We start from the raw sequence: 19,225 nt of genomic DNA, 5'->3' as shown, positions 1-19,225 counted from the left end.
GGTGCTGACGATAGGTGCCGGACCCGGCGGCGTCAGGTCAGAGCAGGTGCCCGGCCAGGAAGGTCACCGCGCGGTCCAGGTGCGGCTGGATCGGGGTGCCGAGGAAGCAGTGGTCGGCACCCGGCGTGATCTCCAGGGTGCTGTCCACCCCGGTGTCCCGGAGCGCCGCGTGCAGCAGCCGGCTGTGCTCGGCGTCGACGATGCCGTCCTGGTCCCCGTGCATGAGCAGGACCGGCGGTATGCCGTGGTGCACGTGCTCGATCGGCGCCATCGCGCGCATCAGGTCGGGGTCGTCGCCGAAGGGTGCGGGACCGAAGTCGTGGTCGCCGGCGAGGGCGTCCAGGCTCTCGGCGCCGTAGAAGAGCACGGCGGCCTGGCTGTCGACGCGGCCGTCGGCGACGCCGACGGAGCCGAGCAGGCCGGGGCGGGACTCGGGGTGGGTGCCGAGGAAGGCGACCATCGAGGCGAGGTGGGCGCCGGCGGACTCGCCCCACAGGCCGATCCGGTCGGGGTCGAGGCCGAGCTCGTCGGCGAAGCGGCGCAGGTAGCGGACCGCGGCCACGCAGTCGTGCACGCACGCCGGAAACGGTGCCTCGAGCAGGAGCCGGTAGTCGACCGTGGCCACGGCCAGGCCGGCCGCCACGATGGTGTCGAAGACGAGCTGCTGGCCCCACTGCAGCGGCACCTGCCGGCGGTCACCCTCCATCCAGCCACCGCCGTGGATCCAGACGACGACCGGCACCGGTCCCTCGGCGTCCTGCGGGACGTGCAGGTCCAGCACCAGCGGCCGGTAGCCGCGGACGACGCCGTAGGTGAGCCCGGTCAGCGACCGGGCGCCGCGCACCTGTGCCGTGGTGATCGGCGGCAGGTAGGTCAGCGGGGGGAACGGCCCGTCCTCGACGGGCGGGGTCAGGTCGCGCAGGTCCACGCACCCAGGCTCGCACAGGGTGGTCAGGTCCTCGCACTAGCATCGCCGGTGTGCACGAGCAGGTGACCGCCCCCGACGACTGCGTCTTCTGCGGGATCGTCGCCGGGACGGTCCCGTGCGCGAAGGTGACCGAGGACGAGACCACGTTCGCCTTCCTGGACCACGACCCCGGCTCGGACGGGCACCTGCTCGTGGTCCCGAAACGGCACAGCGCCGACCTCTTCGAGATCTCCGCCGACGACCTGACGGCCACCACGCTCGCGGCCCAACGGATCGCCACGGCCATCCTCCCCGTGCTCGGCGCCGAGGGTGTCAACCTCTTCAACTGCAGCGGTGAGGCCGCCTGGCAGACCGTCTTCCACTTCCACCTGCACGTGATACCGCGCTACCGCGATCGCGGCAAGGACCGGCTCGAGCTGCTCTTCGAGCCCGGTCGGTCGGCGGACGACGGGGCCATCGCCCGGCGCGCGGCCGTCCTCGCCGCGGCGCTGCAGCCCGGTGACCCGCTGCCGGCCGGTGTGGGTCGTGGCACCTGATGCCGGGAGCAGACCACGCAGCAGGCTCACGCAGCAGGCCGTGGTCCTACTCGCTGCGGGTGAACGTGAGGTGGGTGACCCCGCTGGGCGTGGAGACGGCCTCGACCTCGTAGTCCGCCTCGAGACCCTCCAGCCCGTCCCACAGCCGCACCCCGCGCCCGAGCAGGATCGGCACCTGGACGAGGTGGATGTGGTCGACCAGCCCGGCCGCGATGAAGTCGCGGGCGAGGCTCGGGCCGCCGCCGATGCGCACGTCCTGGCCGTCGGCGGCCTGCCGCGCGAGGTCGAGCGCGGCGGAGGGCGAGGTGTCCAGGAAGTGGAACGTCGTCCCGCCGGCCATCGTGACCGGCGGTCGCGGGCGATGGGTGAGCACGAAGGTCGGCGTGCGGAAGGGCGGCTCCGGACCCCACCAGCCCTGCCAGTCGGGGTCGTCCTGCCAGCCCGGCGGGCCGAACTTGCCCGAGCCCATGATCTCGGCCCCGATCCCGGGACCGTGCCGCTGGGGCAAGGGCGTCGTCGACACCCTGACCGCCGCTGGTGCCGCCCACGATCGAGGCGCCGAAGCTGGTGGCGAACATCCACGCGTGCAGCCGGCCGCCGGCGTGTCCCATCGGGGCGTCGAGGCTCTGGCCGTGCCCGGTGGCGAAGCCGTCCAGGGAGACGGACAGGTTGTGGATCCGGGTGCGTGCCATGGGTCGGCCTCCTCAACGCTCTAGGGGCGCGCTAGCGGTTCGGAGCCCCTCTCGGCCGGGTCCGGACAGACCGGGTTGCGACGCCGATAAGCCACATTATGTAAAGTAAAGGACTCGCGCCCGACGCCGGGACGCCAGCCTGACTGACTGTGCGCCACCCTCCCCCTGCGCCCGGGCCCGTAGACGGACGGGCCATGGGGCCCTCACCATGCACGGTGCATGACCAATCATCATCCCGTGTTATTTTGGACTGCAGTAGCCGACCCGATCAGGACGGATCCCCACGATGTGTACGTGTAGTCGCGCGCAGGGCCTCGATCCGTCTGGGCACCCGTCATAAAGCACACCTAGCGCACCCATGACGGAGCGGGGCACGGTATCGTGCCTCGTTTTTTGTGCCCGGCCCCTGACCCGCCACGAAAGACGCAGTAGTGACCGAAACCCTTTGCCCGAACGATCGCCGCGTGGCACGCCCACCGCTCCCGGCGGCTGCGCGGTGATCACGCTCGACGGCATCTCCAAGCGCTACGTCACCGCGAACGGAACAGTTGACGCCCTCATCGACGCGTCGATCGAGGTCGAGCAGGGCGACATCTACGGCATCATCGGCTTCTCCGGCGCCGGCAAGTCCACCCTGGTCAGGATGGTCAACCAGCTGGAGAAGCCCGACGCTGGCGCCGTCACCGTGAAAGGGCTGGACCTCACAGCGATGTCCACCCGGCAGCTGCGCCGCACGCGGCGCGACATCGGCATGATCTTCCAGCAGTTCAACCTGCTCGAGACCAAGACCGTCTACCACAACGTCGCGATGCCGCTCCTCATCCAGGGTGCGTCCAGAGCGGATGTCGACCGCCGGGTGGACGAGGTCCTGAGGATCGTCGAGCTCGAGGAGAAGCGCAACGCCAGCATCCGGCAGCTCTCGGGCGGGCAGAAGCAGCGCGTCGGCATCGCTCGAGCGCTCGCGACCCGGCCCTCGATCCTGTTGTGCGACGAGGCGACCAGCGCGCTCGACCCCAAGACCACGGAGTCGATCCTTGCGCTGCTGAAGAAGATCAACCGCGAGATGGGGGTGACCATCGTGCTCATCACGCACCAGATGCACGTCATCCAGCGGATCTGCACCAAGGTCGCCGTCATGGAAGGGGGCCGGATCGTCGAGCACGGCAGCGTCATCGACGTGTTCACCCAGCCGCGCCTGCCCATCACGCAGGAGTTCGTCCGGACGGTGGTCAACGACCAGATTCCGGGACCCATGCTGGAGATGGTCCGCGAGGAGGCCCGTCCCCAGGAGCTGCTCCGGCTGCGCTTCGTCGGCGACACCGTCCGCCAGCCACTGCTGTCCTCCCTCAGCCGGATCGAGGGGCTCGAGGTGAACATCCTCGGCGCGACGGTCGAAGAGGTCCAGGAGTCGGTCATCTGCCTGTTCCTCGTCCAGCTCATCGGTGATGACGACGCCATCCGCCGGGCAGAACAGCTCATCGACGACGCGGGAATCCTGCGAGAGAGGATCGAGGCCTAGTGGAGCGGGAGATCTTCGGCGTCACCGTCGACCAGCTGACGCTGGCCGGTGCCCAGACCGTCTACATGCTCGGCTGGGGGATGCTCTTCGGCACCGTCATCGGGATCGGGCTGGCTCTGACGCTGGTACTCAGCCGCCGCGGCGGGCTCATGGAGAACCACGTGACGTACGCCGCGGTCAACGTGACGATCAACATCGTGCGCAGCATCCCGTTCATCATCCTGCTCGTCGCGATGATGCCGATCACCCGGATGATCGTCGGTACCAGCGTGGGCAGCCGCGCGGCCCTGGTCCCCCTCATCGTCTACATCGCGCCGTTCATCGCGCGCATGGTCGAGGCCAGCCTGCTCGAGGTCTCCCCCGGCGTGCTGGAGGCGGCCAAGGCGATGGGCGCCAGCAACGCCCAGATCGTGCGCCGCTTCCTCCTGCCTGAGGCCTACAGCTCCATCGTGCTCGCCCTGACGACGAGCGTCGTCGGGCTCCTGGGCGCCACCGCCATGGCCGGGTACGGCGGAGGCGGCGGTGTGGGCGACCTGGCGCTCACCTACGGCCGAGAACGGTTCAACACACCACTCATGGTGTTCACCGTCATCATCCTGATCATTTTCGTCCAGCTGATGCAGGCCGCGGGCAACTACCTGTCCCGCCGGCTGCGCGACCCTCGCTGATCAACAGAAAAGGAACGCTTCAAGCATGAAGAAGATCCACACCGTCACCCTCGCCGGCGCCCTGCCCTTGGCGCTCATCCTCGGTGCGTGCGCCGCACCCGGGACCCTGGACTCCGGCGATGACGACGCGTCGGGTGAGAAGACGACGATCACCTACAGCAAGTCCCAGGGGCCCTACACCGAGCTCTTCGAGGACGCCGTCGCCCCGATCCTCGAGGAGGAGGGCTACACGCTGCAGAGCCAGGACGTGTCCGACCTCCTCACCGCCGACATCGCCCTGAACGACGGCGACGTCGACTTCAACGTCGAGCAGCACACCGCCTACCTGGAGGCCTTCAACGCCGAGAACGACGGCGACCTGGTCCCGATCACCCCGATCCCCACGGTCCCGGCGGGCATCTACTCCGATCGCCACGACAGCCTCGACGACGTGCCCCAGGGCGCCACGGTGGCGGTACCCAACGACGCCTCGAACATGGCGCGCGCCTACCTGCTTCTGGAGAAGATCGGCTGGATCGAGCTCGACGAGTCGGCCGACCCCACGGCGGTGACGGGCAACGACATCGTGGCCAACCCGCACGATCTCGACATCACCGAGATGCGGTCGCTGACCATCCCGCCCGCCAGCGTCGACTTCGACTACATCGTCATCACCGGCTCGATCGTCTACAACGCCGGCATCGACCCGGCCACGGCACTGGCGACCGAGGACATCCTCGACCACCTCGTCCTCCAGGTTGTCGTCAAGGAGGAGAACGCGGAGGAGCCCTGGGCCCAGGCGATCGTGAACGCCTACCACTCCGAGGAGTTCGCCACGTACATGGAAGAGAACAACGACGGTCTGTGGTGGATCCCGGAGGAGCTGCAGTAAGGGTTCCACCGGTTCCGGGCGGGTGAGCGGCAGCACGGATGCCGGCACCCGCCCGACCCTCCATCACCGCCCGGAGGACGCGCGCAGCGAGGTGGCCCCCACAGCGTCCACCGACCGGCCTCTTGTCTCGAGGCGGATACCGCCCTCCTACCGAGTCTGGGTCCTCCGCTGGCGGGCGGCCTCGTACAGGACGACAGTCGCCGCACTGGCGGCGTTGAGCGAGCTGGCCGAGCCCGCCATCGGGATCCGCACGGTCACGTCGCACGCCTCCTGCCAGCCCGCGCTCAGTCCGCTGGTCTCGTTGCCGATCACCATCAGGGTCGGCCCGGTGAGGTCGGCATCGGTGATCTCGACGGCGCCGTCCTCATCCGTCCCCAGCACCTGGAGCGGCACCTGACCCTCGCGCACGCGTGCGACCCAGTCGAGAACCTCACGGTGTGACCTGGCTCGCACGACCGGGACCGCGAAGAGGGACCCGGTCGAGGCGCGCACGGCGCGCGGATCGTAGGGGTCGCTGGCATGGCCGGTCGTCACCAGTCCCGCTCCCCCGAACGCGTCGAGGGAGCGCAACATGGTGCCGATGTTGCCGGGGCTCCCCGGGCGGTCGAAGACCGCGCCGAGGAAGTGCGGGCCTACGCGGATTCGACCCAGGTCGTCCTCGGGCAGCTCGACCACGGCGACGACCTCGGGCACCTCCGCGTCCTTGCCGCCCAGCTCACGCAGAAGCTCAGGGACCATGGCCACCCGCGCTCCCCCGGCCCGGGCCATCAGGTCCTGAGCCCAACGGGACGGGCTGCGTCCGGCGTCGTGGATCAGCGCGCGCACCGGCCAGCCGTGCTGGACCGCCAGCGTGATGGGCCGGACGCCCTGCACCAGGAACTCGCCGGCCCGCTGTCGCTTCGTCCGGTTGTCCAGGAGCGCCCGCCACTGCTGGTACTGGGCGTTGGCTCGGGTGATGCGCAGCTGGCGGGTCACGGGTTCCCTACACGGTCTGGGTGTCGGACCGTCTCAGCGTCCCACACCTGCCCGTCACCGGCAGTCACCAGTTGTAGTCGAGGAACTTCCCGTCCAGGGTGATGACGACCCGGTCGCCGGAGGGGTCGGGGCGGCGCTGCACGTCCACCTTGAAGTTGATGGCACTCATGATGCCGTCGCCGAACTCCTCGTGGATCAGCTCCTTGATGGCTGCGCCGTAGACGTCCACGGCCTCGTAGAGCCGGTAGATCGTCGGGTCGGTCGGGACCTCCTGCCTGCCCGACCCGCGGTAGGGCTGCCGCTGCAGCGCCTGCACCACGTCGTCCTTCAGCCCGAGCAGCTCTCCGGCCTTGCCCGCCTCCTCCGCGCTCATCGGGTGCTGTCCGAGCAGTGCCGCGACGGTCCACACGGCAGGCCGACCGATGGCCTCGGCGATCCGGTGCCAGGGCGTGCCGGTCCGGAACTGCGCCTCGCGGACGATCTCGGCGGCCTGCTGCTTGGTCATCATGGTGCTCTCCTCCTGGGACGGGAACGGTGCTCCCACCATCTCAGACGGGTACGCGCGCCTCGCAACATGGCACATCGCGATGCCTTCTCGTGCCCGCCAGGCTGAGAGGTGGATGCTCGCTAGGACGCCGGGTATTCAACCGAATGGTTGACGACCGCCCGAAGGGCGCGCTACCCTTATTCAACCGCAAGGTTGACAAAGAAAGGGCTCCCCGTGACCGATCGTCTGTCCCAGGTCTTCGCCGCTCTGGCCGACCCCACCCGCCGGGACATCGTCGCCCGCCTCTCGACCGGTGATGCCACGGTCGGCGAGCTCGCAGCGCCCTACGAGGTCAGCGTCCAGGCGGTCTCCAAGCACCTGAAGGTCCTCGAGGACGCCGGGATGGTCACCCGGAGCCGGGACGCCCAACGGCGCCCGGTCCACCTGCAGCCGGAGGTCTTCGACCTCATGCGCAAGTGGATCGAGCGCTACCAACGCCAGGTCGAGGAGCGCTACCAGCGTCTCGACGCCGTCCTGGCGGACCTGCAAGACCCGTCACCCGCCTCCGAGGAGGAAGCCGCATCATGAGCACCATCGACGCCACCCCCGCCACCACCCGCTACGAGCGGGCCGCGATCACTCCCGACCCCACCGTGGCCATCCACATCACCCGCGACTTCCGCGCCACGCCCGCGCAGCTGCTGCGGGCGCATACCGACCCGGAGCTGTTCGCCCGCTGGATCGGACCGCGGGAGATGACCACCCGGATCGACCACTGGGACTGCCGCACGCTGGGGTCCTACCGCTTCCTCAACGTCCGCGGTGAGGAGGAGTACGCCTTCCGAGGCACCTTCCCCCACGTGGCGGAGGACCGCATCGTGCAGACCTTCTGCTGGGAGGAGATGCCCGAGGCCATCGCCCTGGAGACCCTGCGCTTCGAGGACCTCGGTGACGGCTGGACCCGGCTGCGCTGCTTCTCCCTGGGCGACAGCTTCGAGGGCCGTGACGCCATGCTCGCCTCCGGTATGGAGTCCGGCGTGCAGGACGGCTACGACAAGCTCGACCAGCTGATCTCCGACGGGCTGGTCTGAGCGTGGGCCCGGCCACGGACCCGGCCGGCCGGCACCGCGCCGTGGCTGCCGACTTCTCCGCACGGGTCCGGGGCGTGCGCGACTGGGACGCCCCGAGCCCCGTGGCCGAGTGGACCGCCCGGGACGTCGTCCGCCACCTGCTGGACTGGTTCCCGGCTTTCCTCGCCACCGGCAGCGCCCACCGGCTGGACCCGGTGCCGGACGTCGACGAGGACCCCGTGGCCGCGTGGGAGCGTCGGACCCAGGCGGTGCAGGCGCTGCTCGACGACCCGGAGGCCGTGGCCGGGCGCTTCGCCCACCCCCGCCTGCCCGAGCTGCCGCTGGGTGCCGCGGTCGACCGCTTCTACACCGCCGACGTCTTCCTGCACACCTGGGACCTCAGCCAGGCCTCCGGCCAGGATCCCGCGCTCGACCCGGCCTTCTGCGCCGAGCTCCTCTCCGGTATGCGGCCGATGGAGCAGGTCATGCGCAGCTCGGGTCAGTTCGGACCAGCGGTCCCGGTGCCCGACGACGCGCCCGTGCAGGACCGGCTCGTGGGCTTCATCGGCCGGGATCCCTCGTGGGTCCCGCCGCCTGCCTGAGGATGGGCACCGGCCAGGAGCGGCATACCCGCACCGCTCCTGGCCGGCCTCGGCGTCAGCTGGGGTGCGCGGCCTCGACCTCGTCGGCCTCGGCCGGCGGGCCGGCCTGCTCCCCGTCCTGTGCACCCTCGGAGGACGACGGCCCCGAGACGCCGGCCTGGTGCCCCTGGACCCCGCGCCCACGCGCCAGATCCAGCAGGTCGATGCCCGTCTGGGCCTTGAGCAGGGCGCGCAGCTCCTGCACCCCGGTGGAGACCTGACCGCTGAGCCGCGAGGCACCGTCCCTGTCGATGACCGTGATGTCGTCGATGCTGCCGAGCGCGTCGGCGTAGGGCTGGGCCATCTTCGGCAGCGCGTCCAGCACCATCTGCAGGCGGGCCGACTCGGGGAAGGCCTGGTAGGCGTCGGCCTCGGCCTTGATGGCCGCACCGCGCGCCTCACCCTTGGCCCGCTCGGCCACGGCCTCCGCCTCACCACGTGCCCGCACACCGTCGGCCTCGGCCCGCGCCAGGGCCAGCTCACCCTCCGCACGGCGCTGCTGCTCGACCAGGGCGGCCTCGGCCCGGGCCCGCAGCGCCGCTGCCTCCGCGTCGGCCTGGGCGGTGGTGCGCTGAGCCTCGGCCTCGGCCTGACGGATGGCGGTCGTCTTGGCCGCCTCGGCCTCCTGCTCGGCGGCGTACTTGCGTGCGTCGGCCTCCTGGGCCGCCTCGTACTTGCGTGCCTCCGCCGGCTTGCGCACCTCGGTCTGCAGCTCCTGCTCGCGCAGGGCGGCGCGGTTCTGGGCGACCAGCTCCTGCTGCACCAGCACCTCCTGCTGGGCCTCCGCCTCGGCCCGCTCCTTCGCGGCTTCGGCCTCGGCCTGGGCCTGGGCGGTCTCGCGGGCGATCTGGGCGTTGCGCAGGGCCAGCGCCTTGTTCGACTCCGCGATCTGCACGGCAGCCTCGTTGGAGCGCTCGGTGCTCGCCTGCCGGGCCTGGGCCTCGGCGATCTCGGCGTCGCGGGACACCGCGGCCGCCCGGGGCCGGCCCAGGTTGCGGATGTAGTCCCCGGAGTCCTCGACGGTCTGGATCTCGAAGTTCTCCAGGACCAGGCCGCGCTCGGCGAGCATCGGGACCGCGATGTCCTTGACCTCCTTGGAGAAGTCCTGGCGTTCGTAGAGGATCGACTCCACGGTCAGCGTCCCCGCGATGGTGCGGAGCACACCCACGAGCACCTCGCTGGTCTGCTGCTCGATGACCTGCTCCTGGCTGCGGCCGGCGAAGCGCTGGGCAGCGGCCCGCACCATCCGCTCGGTCCCGCCCACCTTGACGACAGCGATACTGCGCAGGGTCACCCCGACACCGCTCTTGGTGGTGGCGTCCTCGGCGGTCACCGAGAAGCTCTGGGAGGCCAGCGAGAGCCGGGCCACCTGCTCGAAGATGGGTTTGACGAGGGTGCCCCCACCGATGACCACCCGCTGGCCGGACAGGTCGGTGCTCTCCTCCCCCGTCTCGGGGTTGATCACCGGGGTGCCGCTCTTGCGCCCGGTGATGATGAGGGCCTCGTCGGGGGTGGCGATCTTGAACCGGGCCTTGGCGTAGACCGCGGCGATGAGGGCCAGGACGAGCAGCGCCACCACCACGATGACGGTGATGATGACGGGGGCGGCGAGTTCCATGGGATTCCTAGGTCTGTATGTGGTCTGTTTGCGGTCAGGCGTGTGGTTCGGGTTCGGTCAGGGTGGGGTCGGGCCCGCAGGCCCGTCGACGTTGATGGTCGGGGCACCGGTGCCGCAGCGGACGATGACCGCGCGGGCCGGCTCACCGGAGGGGTTCGACTCCCGGTGCACGGCGCCGGCGGGCACCCGGATGAAGTCGCCCGGGCCGGCCTCGACCACGTCCTGGCCGTCGGGCCCGGACTCCAGACGCATCCGGCCCGAGACCACGTACAGCGTCGTCTCGTGCTCGCCGTGGTGGTGCCAACCGCTGACGGCGCCGGGCTCGGTGTCCACCGTGCCCGTCCACATCCCCTGCTCGTGGCCGGCGACCCGGCGCGACATACCGGGTGTGGGGTCCCCCGGCTGCAGCGCGGTGTCGGGGATGACCCGGACGGGAGTGGCGGACCGGGGGTCGGGTGCAGTGCTCATCGGGCTATCCAACCGGAAGGCTGCGGTGCCTGCCGCAGCGGTGTCAGGCGAAGCGAAGCTGTCAGGGCTCTCGGGGCTCTCGGGGCTGTCAGGGCTGAGGGTGCTGTGTGCGGTGTCATGTCCTAGGACTTGTCCTTCTGCCAGGCGGCGTCCTCGTGCAGCGGGATGTCCCGAGCGGTGAGCCAGTCCGCGACCTTGCGACGCTCGCGCAGGGCCCGGTCGTGCATGATGTTGGGGTTGGTGGTCCAGAAGTAGTCCTGGAAGGTGGCGCCCACCCGGTCCACGGCCAGGGGGTCCGCGCCCCGGTCCAGGAGCGCCAGGACCTGGCTGCCGGCGTTCAGCATGGCCGCCAGGTGCAGTGCCGTGGTCCTGTTGCGGTCGGCCAGCCGCACGTCGGCGTCATGCTTCAGCAACAGCCTGAAGTTCTCGTCCGTGCCCATCCCCGTCGCGGCCTGCAGCGGGGTCTCTTCGGTCACGGCGTGCCTCAGATCAGGGTCGACCCCGGTCTCGAGCAGGGTGTCCAGGAACCACACGTCCGGCGCCTGGGCTGCGGTGTGCAGCACGGTCGACCCGCCGAGCCCGTGCTGCTCGACGTCGGCCCCCAGGTCCAGCAGCGTGGACAGGGCTCCGTGCTGACCCTCGAAGACCGCCCACTGCAGCATCGTCACGCCCTCCTTGCCCACCGCGTCGACCGGGCTGCCGGCCGCGACCAGGTCGCGGATGCCGTCACGGTCGCCGCTGGAGACGGCCCGCGCCAGCTCCTGCGCCGAGGCGTCGTCGAAGTGCTGCGTCACGTCCCTGCCGGTGCCGCCACCGCCCAGGAGCTGGCAGGCCGACACCGTCATCGCCAGCAGGACACTCATCGCCATGGTCCAGACGCGCACCTCAACCCTCCTCGCGGAACTGCCCGGCGCGGGGGTCGACAGGTATGTCGTGCGCCTCCAGCCACTCGATCAGCTGGGCCCGCTCCGTGCGCGCCCGGTCGTTGAGGATCGCCGGGTTGTAGCCCCAGTAGTCGTCCTGGAAGGTCCGGCCGCCGGTCTCGGCCGACGGGTCCGCGCCAGCCTCCAGCAGCGCCAGGATGGCCCACCCCGCGTTGGTGCGGGCGGCGGTGTGCAGCGGCGTGCCGCCGTTCTTGTCCGTCACAGCCGGATCCGCCCCGGCCTCCAGCAGCAGGTAGAACGGCTCGTCGGTGGCGTTCAGCACCGCCTGGTCCAGCGCGCTGGCGCCCGTCACCGCATGCGGCTCGTCGGGGTTGGCACCGGCCTCCAGCAGGGAGGTCAGGTGGGCCGGGTTGCTGCTGAAGGCCGCCAGGTGCAGCGCGGTGGCGCCGTCCGGCCCGGTCTCGTCGGGGTCGGCACCGCCGGCGAGCAGCTCCACCACCCGGTCGTGGTCGTCCGCCAGCACCGCCTGGTGCAGCTCGGGCACCCCGTCGGCCTCCGCCGACGCGTCCACCGCGGTCGCCACGTCACTGCGACTGCCGGCGTCGTCGCCGGTGCCGGCGCCTGCCCCGTCGCCGCACGCAGCCAGCAGGAGCGGCAGGATGAGCCCCGCACCGATGACCACCACTCCCCTGCTGCGCAGCCCGTGCCGGACCGTCCCGTGCCCCATCATGCCCGGGACCTTACCGAAACCTGAAGAGCCGTGGGGCGTTCACGAAGGTGAGGCGTCCGTCGGGTCGTCCGCCGTCGGTTGGCTCGCCGCCGCCGGGTCGGTCTCGGGGTACTTGCTGCGGTAGTAGGCCACGATCATCTCGACGACCTGCTTGTAGGTCACGGTCCCGGTGTTGATGACCAGGTCGTAGGACTCGTCCGTGTGCGGGTCCCACTGGTAGAGGTTCTTGGACATCTCGGCCCGCACCCGGTCCTCGACGGCGATCCGGGACTCGGCGGCGTGCCGTTCCAGACCGGTCTTGTGCATGACCCGTTCGATCCGCATCTCCATCGGAGCGGTCAGCCGGACGTGCAGCGAGCCGACCGCCCGACCCAGGACGTAGGCCCCGTTGCGGCCGCGGATGACCGCGCCGTCCCGCGCCAGCGTGAGCAGGTCCAGCCGGTTGCGTTCGGCCAGCGAGTGGTCCTCGGCCACGTCCCGCGCACGGGCTAGGTCGGCGTCCTGCGTGCCGGTGTAGGACAGCGTGCGCAGCCAGCGCTGGAAGGCGCTGTCGGAGAACAGCGCACGGGTGTCCACCTCGGCGACCTGGTCGGAGCTGAACGCCTGGTCCACCCACTTCACCCCGAGCTCCTTGGCGACGGCGGGCCCGATGTCCGAGGCGCCGGCGCCCTCCCGCTCGAAGATGGTCACCACCGGCAGGGTGCCTCGGTCCCGCGGCCTCAGCAGCAGGTCGCGGGAGTCGCCGAGGGCGGGGATCTTGACCCGATCCGTGTCGACGCCGTACGAGGTGCTGACCGCACCGGCGGAGCGGCGGGAGTTGAGGTCGCGCACGATCCTGCGGTGCTCGTCGCCGTCGAGGTTGTACCAGAACATGATGATCATGGCGAGCACCGCCAGGCCCGCGGGAAGCACGCCGGTGGCCAGCCGGATCCCTTCGATCGCGCTGTCGGTCTGGGTCTCGGCCTGGCCCACGTACCCGAAGGCGCCGATGAGGGCGGCAGCCGCCCAGCCGCCGATACCCTGGCCGCACTTGCGGATGAAGGACAGGATCGAGTAGGAGCCGCCCTCGGCCCGCAGCCGGGTCTTCCACTCGCCGTAGTCGACCGTGTCGGCCTGCATGGAGAACATCAGCGCGTTGGTGCCGCCGGACCCTATGCCCATGAGGAACCAGGCCAGGATGCCGATGGCCAGGTTGCCCTCGGGCACGAAGTAGACGAGGACGAAGGCCAGGATGATGACCATCGAGGCCCCGATGTACCCGTTGCGCTTGCCGTAGCGGGTGGTGATGCCCGGGACGAGCGAGGCGATCAGCACCGTGCCGACCGTCTGGGCCAGCGCGAGGAAGGTGAAGTAGCCGGCGTTGCCGAGGACGTACCGGGCGTAGTACAGCCCGACGGCGTTCATCGTGAAGATCGCGGCGAGCAGGAAGAAGGCGGCCAGGCACAGCACGATCAGCGGCCGGTTGTGCCGGATCATCGTCAGGGTGCGTTTGAACGAGATCTTGGTCGCGCTGCGCGGCACGACCTCCTTGCTGTTCTTGAAGCAGATGAGGTAGAGCACGACCGCCAGCACGCCCAGCGCGGCCGTGGTCAGGGTGAACTGGAGCCGGACGTTGTCGCCGCTGGTGTCGTTGAACTGCGGGGCGACGACCGCCGAGAGGAGCACACCGGTCAGGGCGCTGGCGATCGACCGGGCTCCGGACAGCTTGGACCGGTCCACCGAGTCCTGCGTCATCGCGGCCGACAGCGAGCCGTAGGGGATGTTGACGAAGGAGTAGGCGAGCTGGAAGAGCGCGTCGAGCAGGAAGATCCAGGCGACCGTCAGGGTGGGGCTCAGCCCCGCGGGCACGCTGAACAGCAGCACGAAGACGATGGCCAGCGGGGTGCTGCCGAAGAGCAACCACGGGCGCAGGCGGCCCCAGCGGGTGTCGAACCGGTCGACGGTCTGACCGGCGATGAGGTCGGCGACGCCGGCCCAGATCTTGGTGACGCCGTAGATGGTGCCGGCCACGCCGGCCGACAGACCGGCGATGTCGGTCATGTAGACCATGAGGAACATCGAGGTCATCAGGAACGTCAGGTTGTTCGCGACGTCTCCCAGCGCGTAGGAGACGACTTGCCCACTGCTCAGCGTCCCGCGATCCTTGCGCGCCTTCTTCGCCATGGTCACCCCACTCGCCCTGGGACGGACCGGCGCCGTGCGGGTCCGTGGCCTCGACTCTAGCCCGAGAAGCCCGCCTTCGGCAGGGGGTGACCGGTGCTGAGCCGTAGGGTGGCCCGTATGCACTGGAGGACGGTCGAAGAGTTCCGCCACGGGGACCGCTCCATGCTGGTGAAGCGTCCGCAGGGTGACTCCGGCACGGGCCAGCAGTTCGTGCTGGTGCACGGCATCGGGGTCGCGTCCCGCTACTACACCCGGCTGGCGCGGGCGCTGGCCCTGTCCGGCGGCGTGCACGTCCTCGAGCTCGCAGGCTTCGGTGGGGCACCCCGCCCCGAGCGCCCACTGTCCGTCGAGGAGCACGCGGCCCTCCTCAACGCCTACGTCGTCTCGGCCGGACTGGACCAGCCGGTGCTGGTCGGTCACTCGATGGGGGTGCAGATCGTGGTGGAGGCGGCGTTGCAGGAGCCTGGGCTCCACCCCAGCGTGGTCGGCATCGGCGGCGTCGTCGACCCCTCGGCCCGCACCGCCTTGCGTCAGGCGACGCGACTCGGGCTGGACACGCTGCGCGAGACGCCGCTGGCCAACTATGCGGTACTGCGCGACTACGCGCGGACCGGCCCACGGTGGTACCTGAAGAACGTGCCGATCATGCTCGGCTACCGCCTGGAGGAGGCGCTCCCCCGGCTGCAGGTCCCCCTGCTCCTCCTGCGAGGGGCCCGTGATCCGATCGCCACCCAGCCCTGGGCCGAGCAGATGCAACGGCTGGCCCCGGACGCCCGGCTGGTCACCGTCCCTGGGGCCGCGCACGTGGCCATGTACACCCACGCGCGCGACGTGGCCGAGGCGATCCTGGCGCACGCGTGGGTCGTCGCCCGCCCGCCCTCGCCATGACACCGCGATGACATCGCCGTGACCTCGCCATGACCTCGCCATGACTTCTGTCAGTCAGCTGGCCCGCAACGCCTGGGCCTGGGTGCTCGACTACCGGTATGTCGTGTACTGGCAGGCTCGCGGCCTGCTGGACCGCACCGATCCGGCTGACTACCTGGATCCAGCCGCGACCGCTCCCCCGGTCCTGCTGCTGCCGGGGATCTACGAGCGGTGGCAGTTCCTGCGTCCGGTGGCGGACCTGCTGCGGGACAAGGGCCACCCCGTGCACGTCCTGACCCGGTTGCGCTGGAACACCGCACCCGTCGCCGCGAGCGCCGAGCACGTGGCCGCCTACCTGCAGGAGCACGACCTGCGCGAGGTGCTCGTGGTGGCACACAGCAAGGGCGGCCTGATCGGCAAGTACGCGATGCTGCGCGCCGACCCGGAGGCGCGGATCGCCCGGATGATCGCGGTCGCCACCCCGTTCGCGGGCTCCCGCTACGCGCAGTACTTCCTGGCCAGGTCGATCCGGGCCTTCTCCCCGCAGGACCGGACGGTCCGCATGCTCGGCGCCCAGCTCGAGGTCAACACCCGGATCACCTCGATCTGGGGCGCCTTCGACCCGCACATCCCCGGCGGCAGCCGGCTGGAGGGCGCGACCAATGTCCCGCTGCGCACGTCCGGCCACTTCCGGATCGTCGCGGACCCGGAGCTGCTGGAAGCCGTCCGACGCGCCGCCGCGGCGCCGGGCGGTCAGTCGGAGGGCTTGGGCAGCCGGTCCAGCGAGGCGTAGACGTAGTGCAGGGCGTCGGCCCCGGCCACCGCGGTCAGCACCGAGGTGACCAGGCGAGCCTGGCGGGGCGCCACCAGGTGGGCGCCCACCAGCGCCGTCGCGCACCACTGCGCCATGCAGAACGGACAGGTGAGCAGCTCCCCCACGGCGTGCGAGAACGGGTCGTGCCGGGGGTCGGTGCTCACCTCCTCCAGCATCTCCGACGCCATGCCTGGCCCCACGGGCGTGGTGAACCGCGCCCGCAGGGGCGCGGTGACCGTCTCCTTGGTGATCAGCCGGCTCAGGCGGTGGGTGGCCACGGTGATGAGCGCCAGGTCACCGGAGGACACCGGCCTGCCGGTCGTGCCGTTGCGCGCGCTCGCGGCCAGGGCAGCGGCAGCCGTCACGGCATACCCGGCGCCGAGCGCGGCATACCCGACGAGTGGGCGGTCGTCGTCGGCCGGCTGCCGCAGCACGGCGCGGACCGCCCGCTCGAACCGTCCCCGGGCCACGTGCCCCTGGGTCATCGGCGGTCCGCGGCGCGTCGGCGCAGGAGCTTCAGGGCGCCGTAGGCCGCGCCACCGGCCAGCACCCACGGTCCGGCGATGAGGACCGGGTCGATGACGTGGTGGCTGGAGTCGGCCCGGTGCTGGCCGAACCGCGAGCGCAGGGGTCCCTGGCCCAGCTCGCTCTGGATCCCGGTCTGGGTGATCGGGTTGTCGGGCCGGGTGGTGAGCAGCGAGGCCAGGTGGCTCTCCACCGCGTCCACCCGGTCAGCGCCCAGCAACAGCAGCCAGTGGGCGGCGCGGGCCTCGCTGTAGCGCCGGTAGGCGTGACGACGGATCACCCCGGAGAGCCCGCGCAGCGGGACCGAGGTGCCGTACACGGGGGTGAGCCGACCATGCTCGATGGAGCGCTCGCGCTCGGCCTGGCCCGGTTGGGGGCGCTGGTCCTCGGGCAGGGTCCAGTGGGCACCGGTGGGCAGGAACTGCTCCCGGGGCACCGAAGGTCGGTCGGCGGGGTCCAGGTCGGCTCCCCACCCGGGGATCCTGGCGCGCAGCTCCTCGGCCGACGGGCGCTGCGGGGCGTCTGCGGTGTAGGGCACGTCCGAGTCCTTCCTCATGCGGGGTCCATGACGATGAGCGGCTTGACGATGTTGTCGAGCTTGGCTGAGAACAGGTGGTAGGCCTCCCCCACGTGCTCCAGCGGTATGCGGTGGGTCACGATGTCGTTGGGCTTGAAGTGGCCGGCCTGGATGTGCTCGAGCAGCCGCGGCCACTGCCGGCGCACGGGGCACTGGTTCATCCGGAGCGTGAGCCCCTTGTTGAAGGCGTCACCGAACTTCACCGCGCTGAACATCGGCCCGTACGCGCCCATCACCGAGACGGTCCCGCCCTTGCGGACCGCGTCGATCGCCCAGTTCAGCGCGATCGGCGAGCCGCCCTGCAGCTTGAGCTTGGCCGCGGTGACGTGCTGGAGGAAGTTGCCGTCGGCCTCGGCCCCGACCGCGTCGATGACCACGTCGGCGCCCAGGTGGTCCGTGGTTCGCTTCAGGTGGACCACGACGTCGTCGTGCTCGGCGAAGTTGACCGTCTCGGCGTGGGCGAAGGTCCGGGCCATCTCCAGCCGGTAGTCCAGGTGGTCCACGACGATGACCCGGCCGGCGCCCATGAGCCAGGCGGAGCGGGCGGCGAAGAGCCCGACCGGCCCGGCGCCGAGCACGACCACCGCGTCACCCTCGGCGATGCTGCCCAGCTGGGCGCCGAAGTAGCCGGTGGGGAGGGCGTCGGTGAGCATCACCGCGTCCTCGTCGTCCAGCCAGTCCGGGATGACCATCGGGCCCACGTCGGCGAACGGCACCCGGACGTACTCCGCCTGGCCACCGTCATACCCGCCGGCGGTGTGGGAGTAGCCGTACATCCCCCCGGCGGCGGTGGCGTTGGCGTTGACGTTGTGGCAGTTGCCGTAGAGGCCGCGGGCGCAGAAGTAGCAGCTGCCGCAGAAGACGTTGAACGGCACCATCACCCGGTCCCCGGGCTTGAGGTTCTGCACCGAGGGGCCGACCTCGTCGACGACCCCGATGAACTCGTGCCCGAAGGTCGTGCCGACCCGGGTGTCGGGCATCATCCCGTGGTAGAGGTGCAGGTCGGAGCCACAGACCGCGCCCATGACCACCCGGATGATGGCGTCGTTGGGGTGCTCGACCCGGGGCTTGGGCTTCTCCTCGACCCGGATCTTGTAGGGACCGCGGTAGACCATGGCGCGCACGACCGCCTCCTGTTCGTGGGATGTGTTCGTGGATCTGTTCGTCTCTGGTGGTCGGGCTCGTGGGTGACGATCCGACCGACCTCCAACCTAGATCGCCGACCGGCCGCGTGCCCGGCCAAGGGCGTCCCCCGGTGCTCTGCCGTGACCTCACCCGGCGCCGGTGATCGCCTCGGGCTCGATCACCCGGGCCTGCACCTGCTGCGAGGCGACGTAGGAGGGGTCGCGCAGCGCCGCCCAGAACGGGTGGGTCCACGTGCCCACCGGCGGGTGCCCGACCGGGTCGTGCCGCCGCGGACAGTCCCGGTCGGTCCAGGCGATCTCGAGCCGGCCGCGCTCGTGCCACGGGTGACCGGGGGCGCTGACCAGCAGCCGGTATGCCGTGGGCGGGTCCTCCCCCTCCGGCGGCTCAGGGTCAAGGGCGAGGAGCAGCGCTCCCCGCGCGCTCTGCAGCGGCAGCAGGGTGGTCAGGGGGCCGTGCCGATGAGGTCTGCGGACCACGAGCAGGTGACGTCCGAGCACCCCGGTGCCGGTGGAGCTGAGCAGCACGTCACCGCGCCCGGGGCCGTCGACGCGCAGGGCCAGGCCTTCGACGTCGAGACCACGCTGCCGTCCCGTGGACCGGGACCACCGCAGCGCGCAGTCGTGCGGACCTGGATCGTCCAGCAGGACGACGCCGCTCGCGGGGCCGGGGACGATGCTGAGGCGACCGTGGCCGCATACCCCGACCGGGTGCAGCGCCCGGGTGCCACGGACGCGGGCGGTCGCGCCGAACACCGCGGCGAGGAGGCCCCCGCCAGCCCGGCCCAGGAGCTGGCTGAGACCTCGGCCGCCGGAGCCACCCAGGGGCGGGTGGTGCGCGACGGCCGCCGTCCCGGGCGGTGGCGCTGGGCTCGACGTGACAGCGGCAGGCCGGGAGCTGGGCATGGCCCCAGGCTAGGGGCGACGGGCGCCGCCTGCCCGGGGAGACGGCCGGGGCCCATGGCCGCTCGACCGCCCCGCCTGCCCCCCCCTGCCCCGCCCCCTGCCCCGCCTCGGTGTGCCGAAGGGCGGCGGCGCTGTGCGTGCCCA

22 protein-coding genes are annotated in these 19,225 nt (G+C 71.1%); 9 read left to right on the top strand and 13 right to left on the bottom strand.

Going from position 1 to position 19,225, the window contains the following annotated elements; all coding sequences use genetic code 11:
- Positions 1 to 37: 37 nt before the first annotated feature.
- Complete coding sequence (locus tag ESZ52_RS10090) at positions 38 to 928, bottom strand: alpha/beta hydrolase (protein ID WP_181010002.1); 891 nt, start codon at positions 926 to 928, stop codon at positions 38 to 40.
- Positions 929 to 978: 50 nt separating this feature from the next.
- Between ESZ52_RS10090 and ESZ52_RS10085 the strand changes: the two genes are divergently transcribed.
- Entirely contained in the window at positions 979 to 1,464 is a 486-nt protein-coding gene (locus ESZ52_RS10085) for an HIT family protein (protein ID WP_238154567.1), read from the top strand.
- 46 nt (positions 1,465 to 1,510) lie between these two features.
- On the opposite strand, the gene ESZ52_RS10080 is transcribed toward ESZ52_RS10085, so the two are convergent.
- Positions 1,511 to 1,972, bottom strand: a complete 462-nt coding sequence (locus ESZ52_RS10080; RefSeq protein ID WP_337590165.1) for a dihydrofolate reductase family protein — start codon at positions 1,970 to 1,972, stop codon at positions 1,511 to 1,513.
- A 680-nt stretch (positions 1,973 to 2,652) separates the two neighbouring features.
- Between ESZ52_RS10080 and ESZ52_RS10075 the strand changes: the two genes are divergently transcribed.
- The 3 genes from ESZ52_RS10075 to ESZ52_RS10065 are packed head-to-tail and all read left to right on the top strand — an operon-like array spanning position 2,653 to position 5,214.
- Positions 2,653 to 3,675, top strand: a complete 1,023-nt coding sequence (locus ESZ52_RS10075) for a methionine ABC transporter ATP-binding protein (RefSeq protein ID WP_131104828.1) — start codon at positions 2,653 to 2,655, stop codon at positions 3,673 to 3,675.
- A complete protein-coding gene (locus tag ESZ52_RS10070) occupies positions 3,675 to 4,343 on the top strand; it encodes a methionine ABC transporter permease (RefSeq protein ID WP_131104827.1) in 669 nt (222 codons plus the stop codon). The genes ESZ52_RS10075 and ESZ52_RS10070 overlap by 1 nt, the downstream gene beginning before the upstream one ends.
- 25 nt (positions 4,344 to 4,368) lie before the next feature.
- Positions 4,369 to 5,214, top strand: coding sequence for a MetQ/NlpA family ABC transporter substrate-binding protein (locus ESZ52_RS10065; protein WP_131104826.1), 846 nt, complete (start codon positions 4,369 to 4,371; stop codon positions 5,212 to 5,214).
- A 147-nt stretch (positions 5,215 to 5,361) separates the two neighbouring features.
- Here ESZ52_RS10065 and ESZ52_RS10060 read toward each other — a convergent pair whose 3' ends face one another.
- Positions 5,362 to 6,189 (bottom strand): TrmH family RNA methyltransferase, encoded by an 828-nt coding sequence (locus ESZ52_RS10060; protein ID WP_131104825.1) that lies wholly within the window; start codon positions 6,187 to 6,189, stop codon positions 5,362 to 5,364.
- Between the two features lie 64 nt (positions 6,190 to 6,253).
- A complete protein-coding gene (cynS, locus tag ESZ52_RS10055) occupies positions 6,254 to 6,697 on the bottom strand; it encodes a cyanase (RefSeq protein ID WP_202865317.1) in 444 nt (147 codons plus the stop codon).
- 213 nt (positions 6,698 to 6,910) lie between these two features.
- On the opposite strand from cynS, the gene ESZ52_RS10050 reads away from it, so the two are divergent.
- From ESZ52_RS10050 to ESZ52_RS10040, 3 genes are read left to right on the top strand one after another with little or no spacing between them, the layout of a single operon-like run.
- Entirely contained in the window at positions 6,911 to 7,264 is a 354-nt protein-coding gene (locus tag ESZ52_RS10050; RefSeq protein ID WP_131104824.1) for an ArsR/SmtB family transcription factor, read from the top strand.
- The gene (locus ESZ52_RS10045; protein ID WP_131104823.1) at positions 7,261 to 7,767 is read left to right on the top strand and encodes an SRPBCC domain-containing protein; all 507 of its coding nucleotides are present in this window, start codon (positions 7,261 to 7,263) and stop codon (positions 7,765 to 7,767) included. The genes ESZ52_RS10050 and ESZ52_RS10045 overlap by 4 nt, the downstream gene beginning before the upstream one ends.
- A 2-nt stretch (positions 7,768 to 7,769) precedes the next feature.
- The gene (locus ESZ52_RS10040) at positions 7,770 to 8,348 is read left to right on the top strand and encodes a TIGR03086 family metal-binding protein (protein ID WP_131104822.1); all 579 of its coding nucleotides are present in this window, start codon (positions 7,770 to 7,772) and stop codon (positions 8,346 to 8,348) included.
- 55 nt (positions 8,349 to 8,403) lie between these two features.
- On the opposite strand, the gene ESZ52_RS10035 is transcribed toward ESZ52_RS10040, so the two are convergent.
- The 5 genes from ESZ52_RS10035 to ESZ52_RS10015 form a co-directional block, all read right to left on the bottom strand.
- Positions 8,404 to 10,005, bottom strand: coding sequence for a flotillin family protein (locus ESZ52_RS10035; protein WP_131104821.1), 1,602 nt, complete (start codon positions 10,003 to 10,005; stop codon positions 8,404 to 8,406).
- 57 nt (positions 10,006 to 10,062) lie between these two features.
- Positions 10,063 to 10,473, bottom strand: coding sequence for a cupin domain-containing protein (locus ESZ52_RS10030; protein WP_131104820.1), 411 nt, complete (start codon positions 10,471 to 10,473; stop codon positions 10,063 to 10,065).
- Positions 10,474 to 10,595: 122 nt separating this feature from the next.
- Positions 10,596 to 11,357, bottom strand: coding sequence for an ankyrin repeat domain-containing protein (locus tag ESZ52_RS10025; RefSeq protein WP_131104819.1), 762 nt, complete (start codon positions 11,355 to 11,357; stop codon positions 10,596 to 10,598).
- A 1-nt stretch (position 11,358) separates the two neighbouring features.
- Positions 11,359 to 12,087 carry an ankyrin repeat domain-containing protein gene (locus tag ESZ52_RS10020; protein WP_131104818.1) on the bottom strand — a complete coding sequence of 243 codons (729 nt, stop codon included), beginning with the start codon at positions 12,085 to 12,087 and terminating at the stop codon, positions 11,359 to 11,361.
- Positions 12,088 to 12,126: 39 nt separating this feature from the next.
- A complete protein-coding gene (locus ESZ52_RS10015; protein WP_181010003.1) occupies positions 12,127 to 14,250 on the bottom strand; it encodes a cytidylate kinase family protein in 2,124 nt (707 codons plus the stop codon).
- Positions 14,251 to 14,367: 117 nt separating this feature from the next.
- On the opposite strand from ESZ52_RS10015, the gene ESZ52_RS10010 reads away from it, so the two are divergent.
- Both ESZ52_RS10010 and ESZ52_RS10005 read left to right on the top strand, forming a co-directional pair.
- Positions 14,368 to 15,138, top strand: coding sequence for an alpha/beta fold hydrolase (locus tag ESZ52_RS10010; protein ID WP_131104817.1), 771 nt, complete (start codon positions 14,368 to 14,370; stop codon positions 15,136 to 15,138).
- A gap of 40 nt (positions 15,139 to 15,178) precedes the next feature.
- Positions 15,179 to 15,910, top strand: coding sequence for an esterase/lipase family protein (locus ESZ52_RS10005; RefSeq protein WP_131104816.1), 732 nt, complete (start codon positions 15,179 to 15,181; stop codon positions 15,908 to 15,910).
- Here the strand turns inward: ESZ52_RS10005 and ESZ52_RS10000 are convergent.
- From ESZ52_RS10000 to ESZ52_RS09985, 4 genes are all read right to left on the bottom strand, one after another.
- Positions 15,871 to 16,416, bottom strand: coding sequence for a DUF1360 domain-containing protein (locus ESZ52_RS10000; RefSeq protein ID WP_131104815.1), 546 nt, complete (start codon positions 16,414 to 16,416; stop codon positions 15,871 to 15,873). The genes ESZ52_RS10005 and ESZ52_RS10000 overlap by 40 nt on opposite strands.
- Positions 16,413 to 17,012 (bottom strand): hypothetical protein, encoded by a 600-nt coding sequence (locus ESZ52_RS09995; protein ID WP_425600008.1) that lies wholly within the window; start codon positions 17,010 to 17,012, stop codon positions 16,413 to 16,415. Before ESZ52_RS09995 ends, ESZ52_RS10000 begins: the two co-directional genes overlap by 4 nt.
- Entirely contained in the window at positions 17,009 to 18,157 is a 1,149-nt protein-coding gene (locus ESZ52_RS09990; protein ID WP_131104814.1) for a zinc-dependent alcohol dehydrogenase, read from the bottom strand. The genes ESZ52_RS09995 and ESZ52_RS09990 overlap by 4 nt, the downstream gene beginning before the upstream one ends.
- A gap of 147 nt (positions 18,158 to 18,304) precedes the next feature.
- Entirely contained in the window at positions 18,305 to 19,081 is a 777-nt protein-coding gene (locus ESZ52_RS09985) for a hypothetical protein (protein WP_131104813.1), read from the bottom strand.
- Positions 19,082 to 19,225: the final 144 nt, after the last annotated feature.

This window comes from Ornithinimicrobium sufpigmenti, assembly GCF_004322775.1.
Taxonomy (GTDB): Bacteria; Actinomycetota; Actinomycetes; order Actinomycetales; family Dermatophilaceae; genus Ornithinicoccus; species Ornithinicoccus sufpigmenti.
This window is presented reverse-complemented; position numbering and strand designations above follow the sequence as displayed.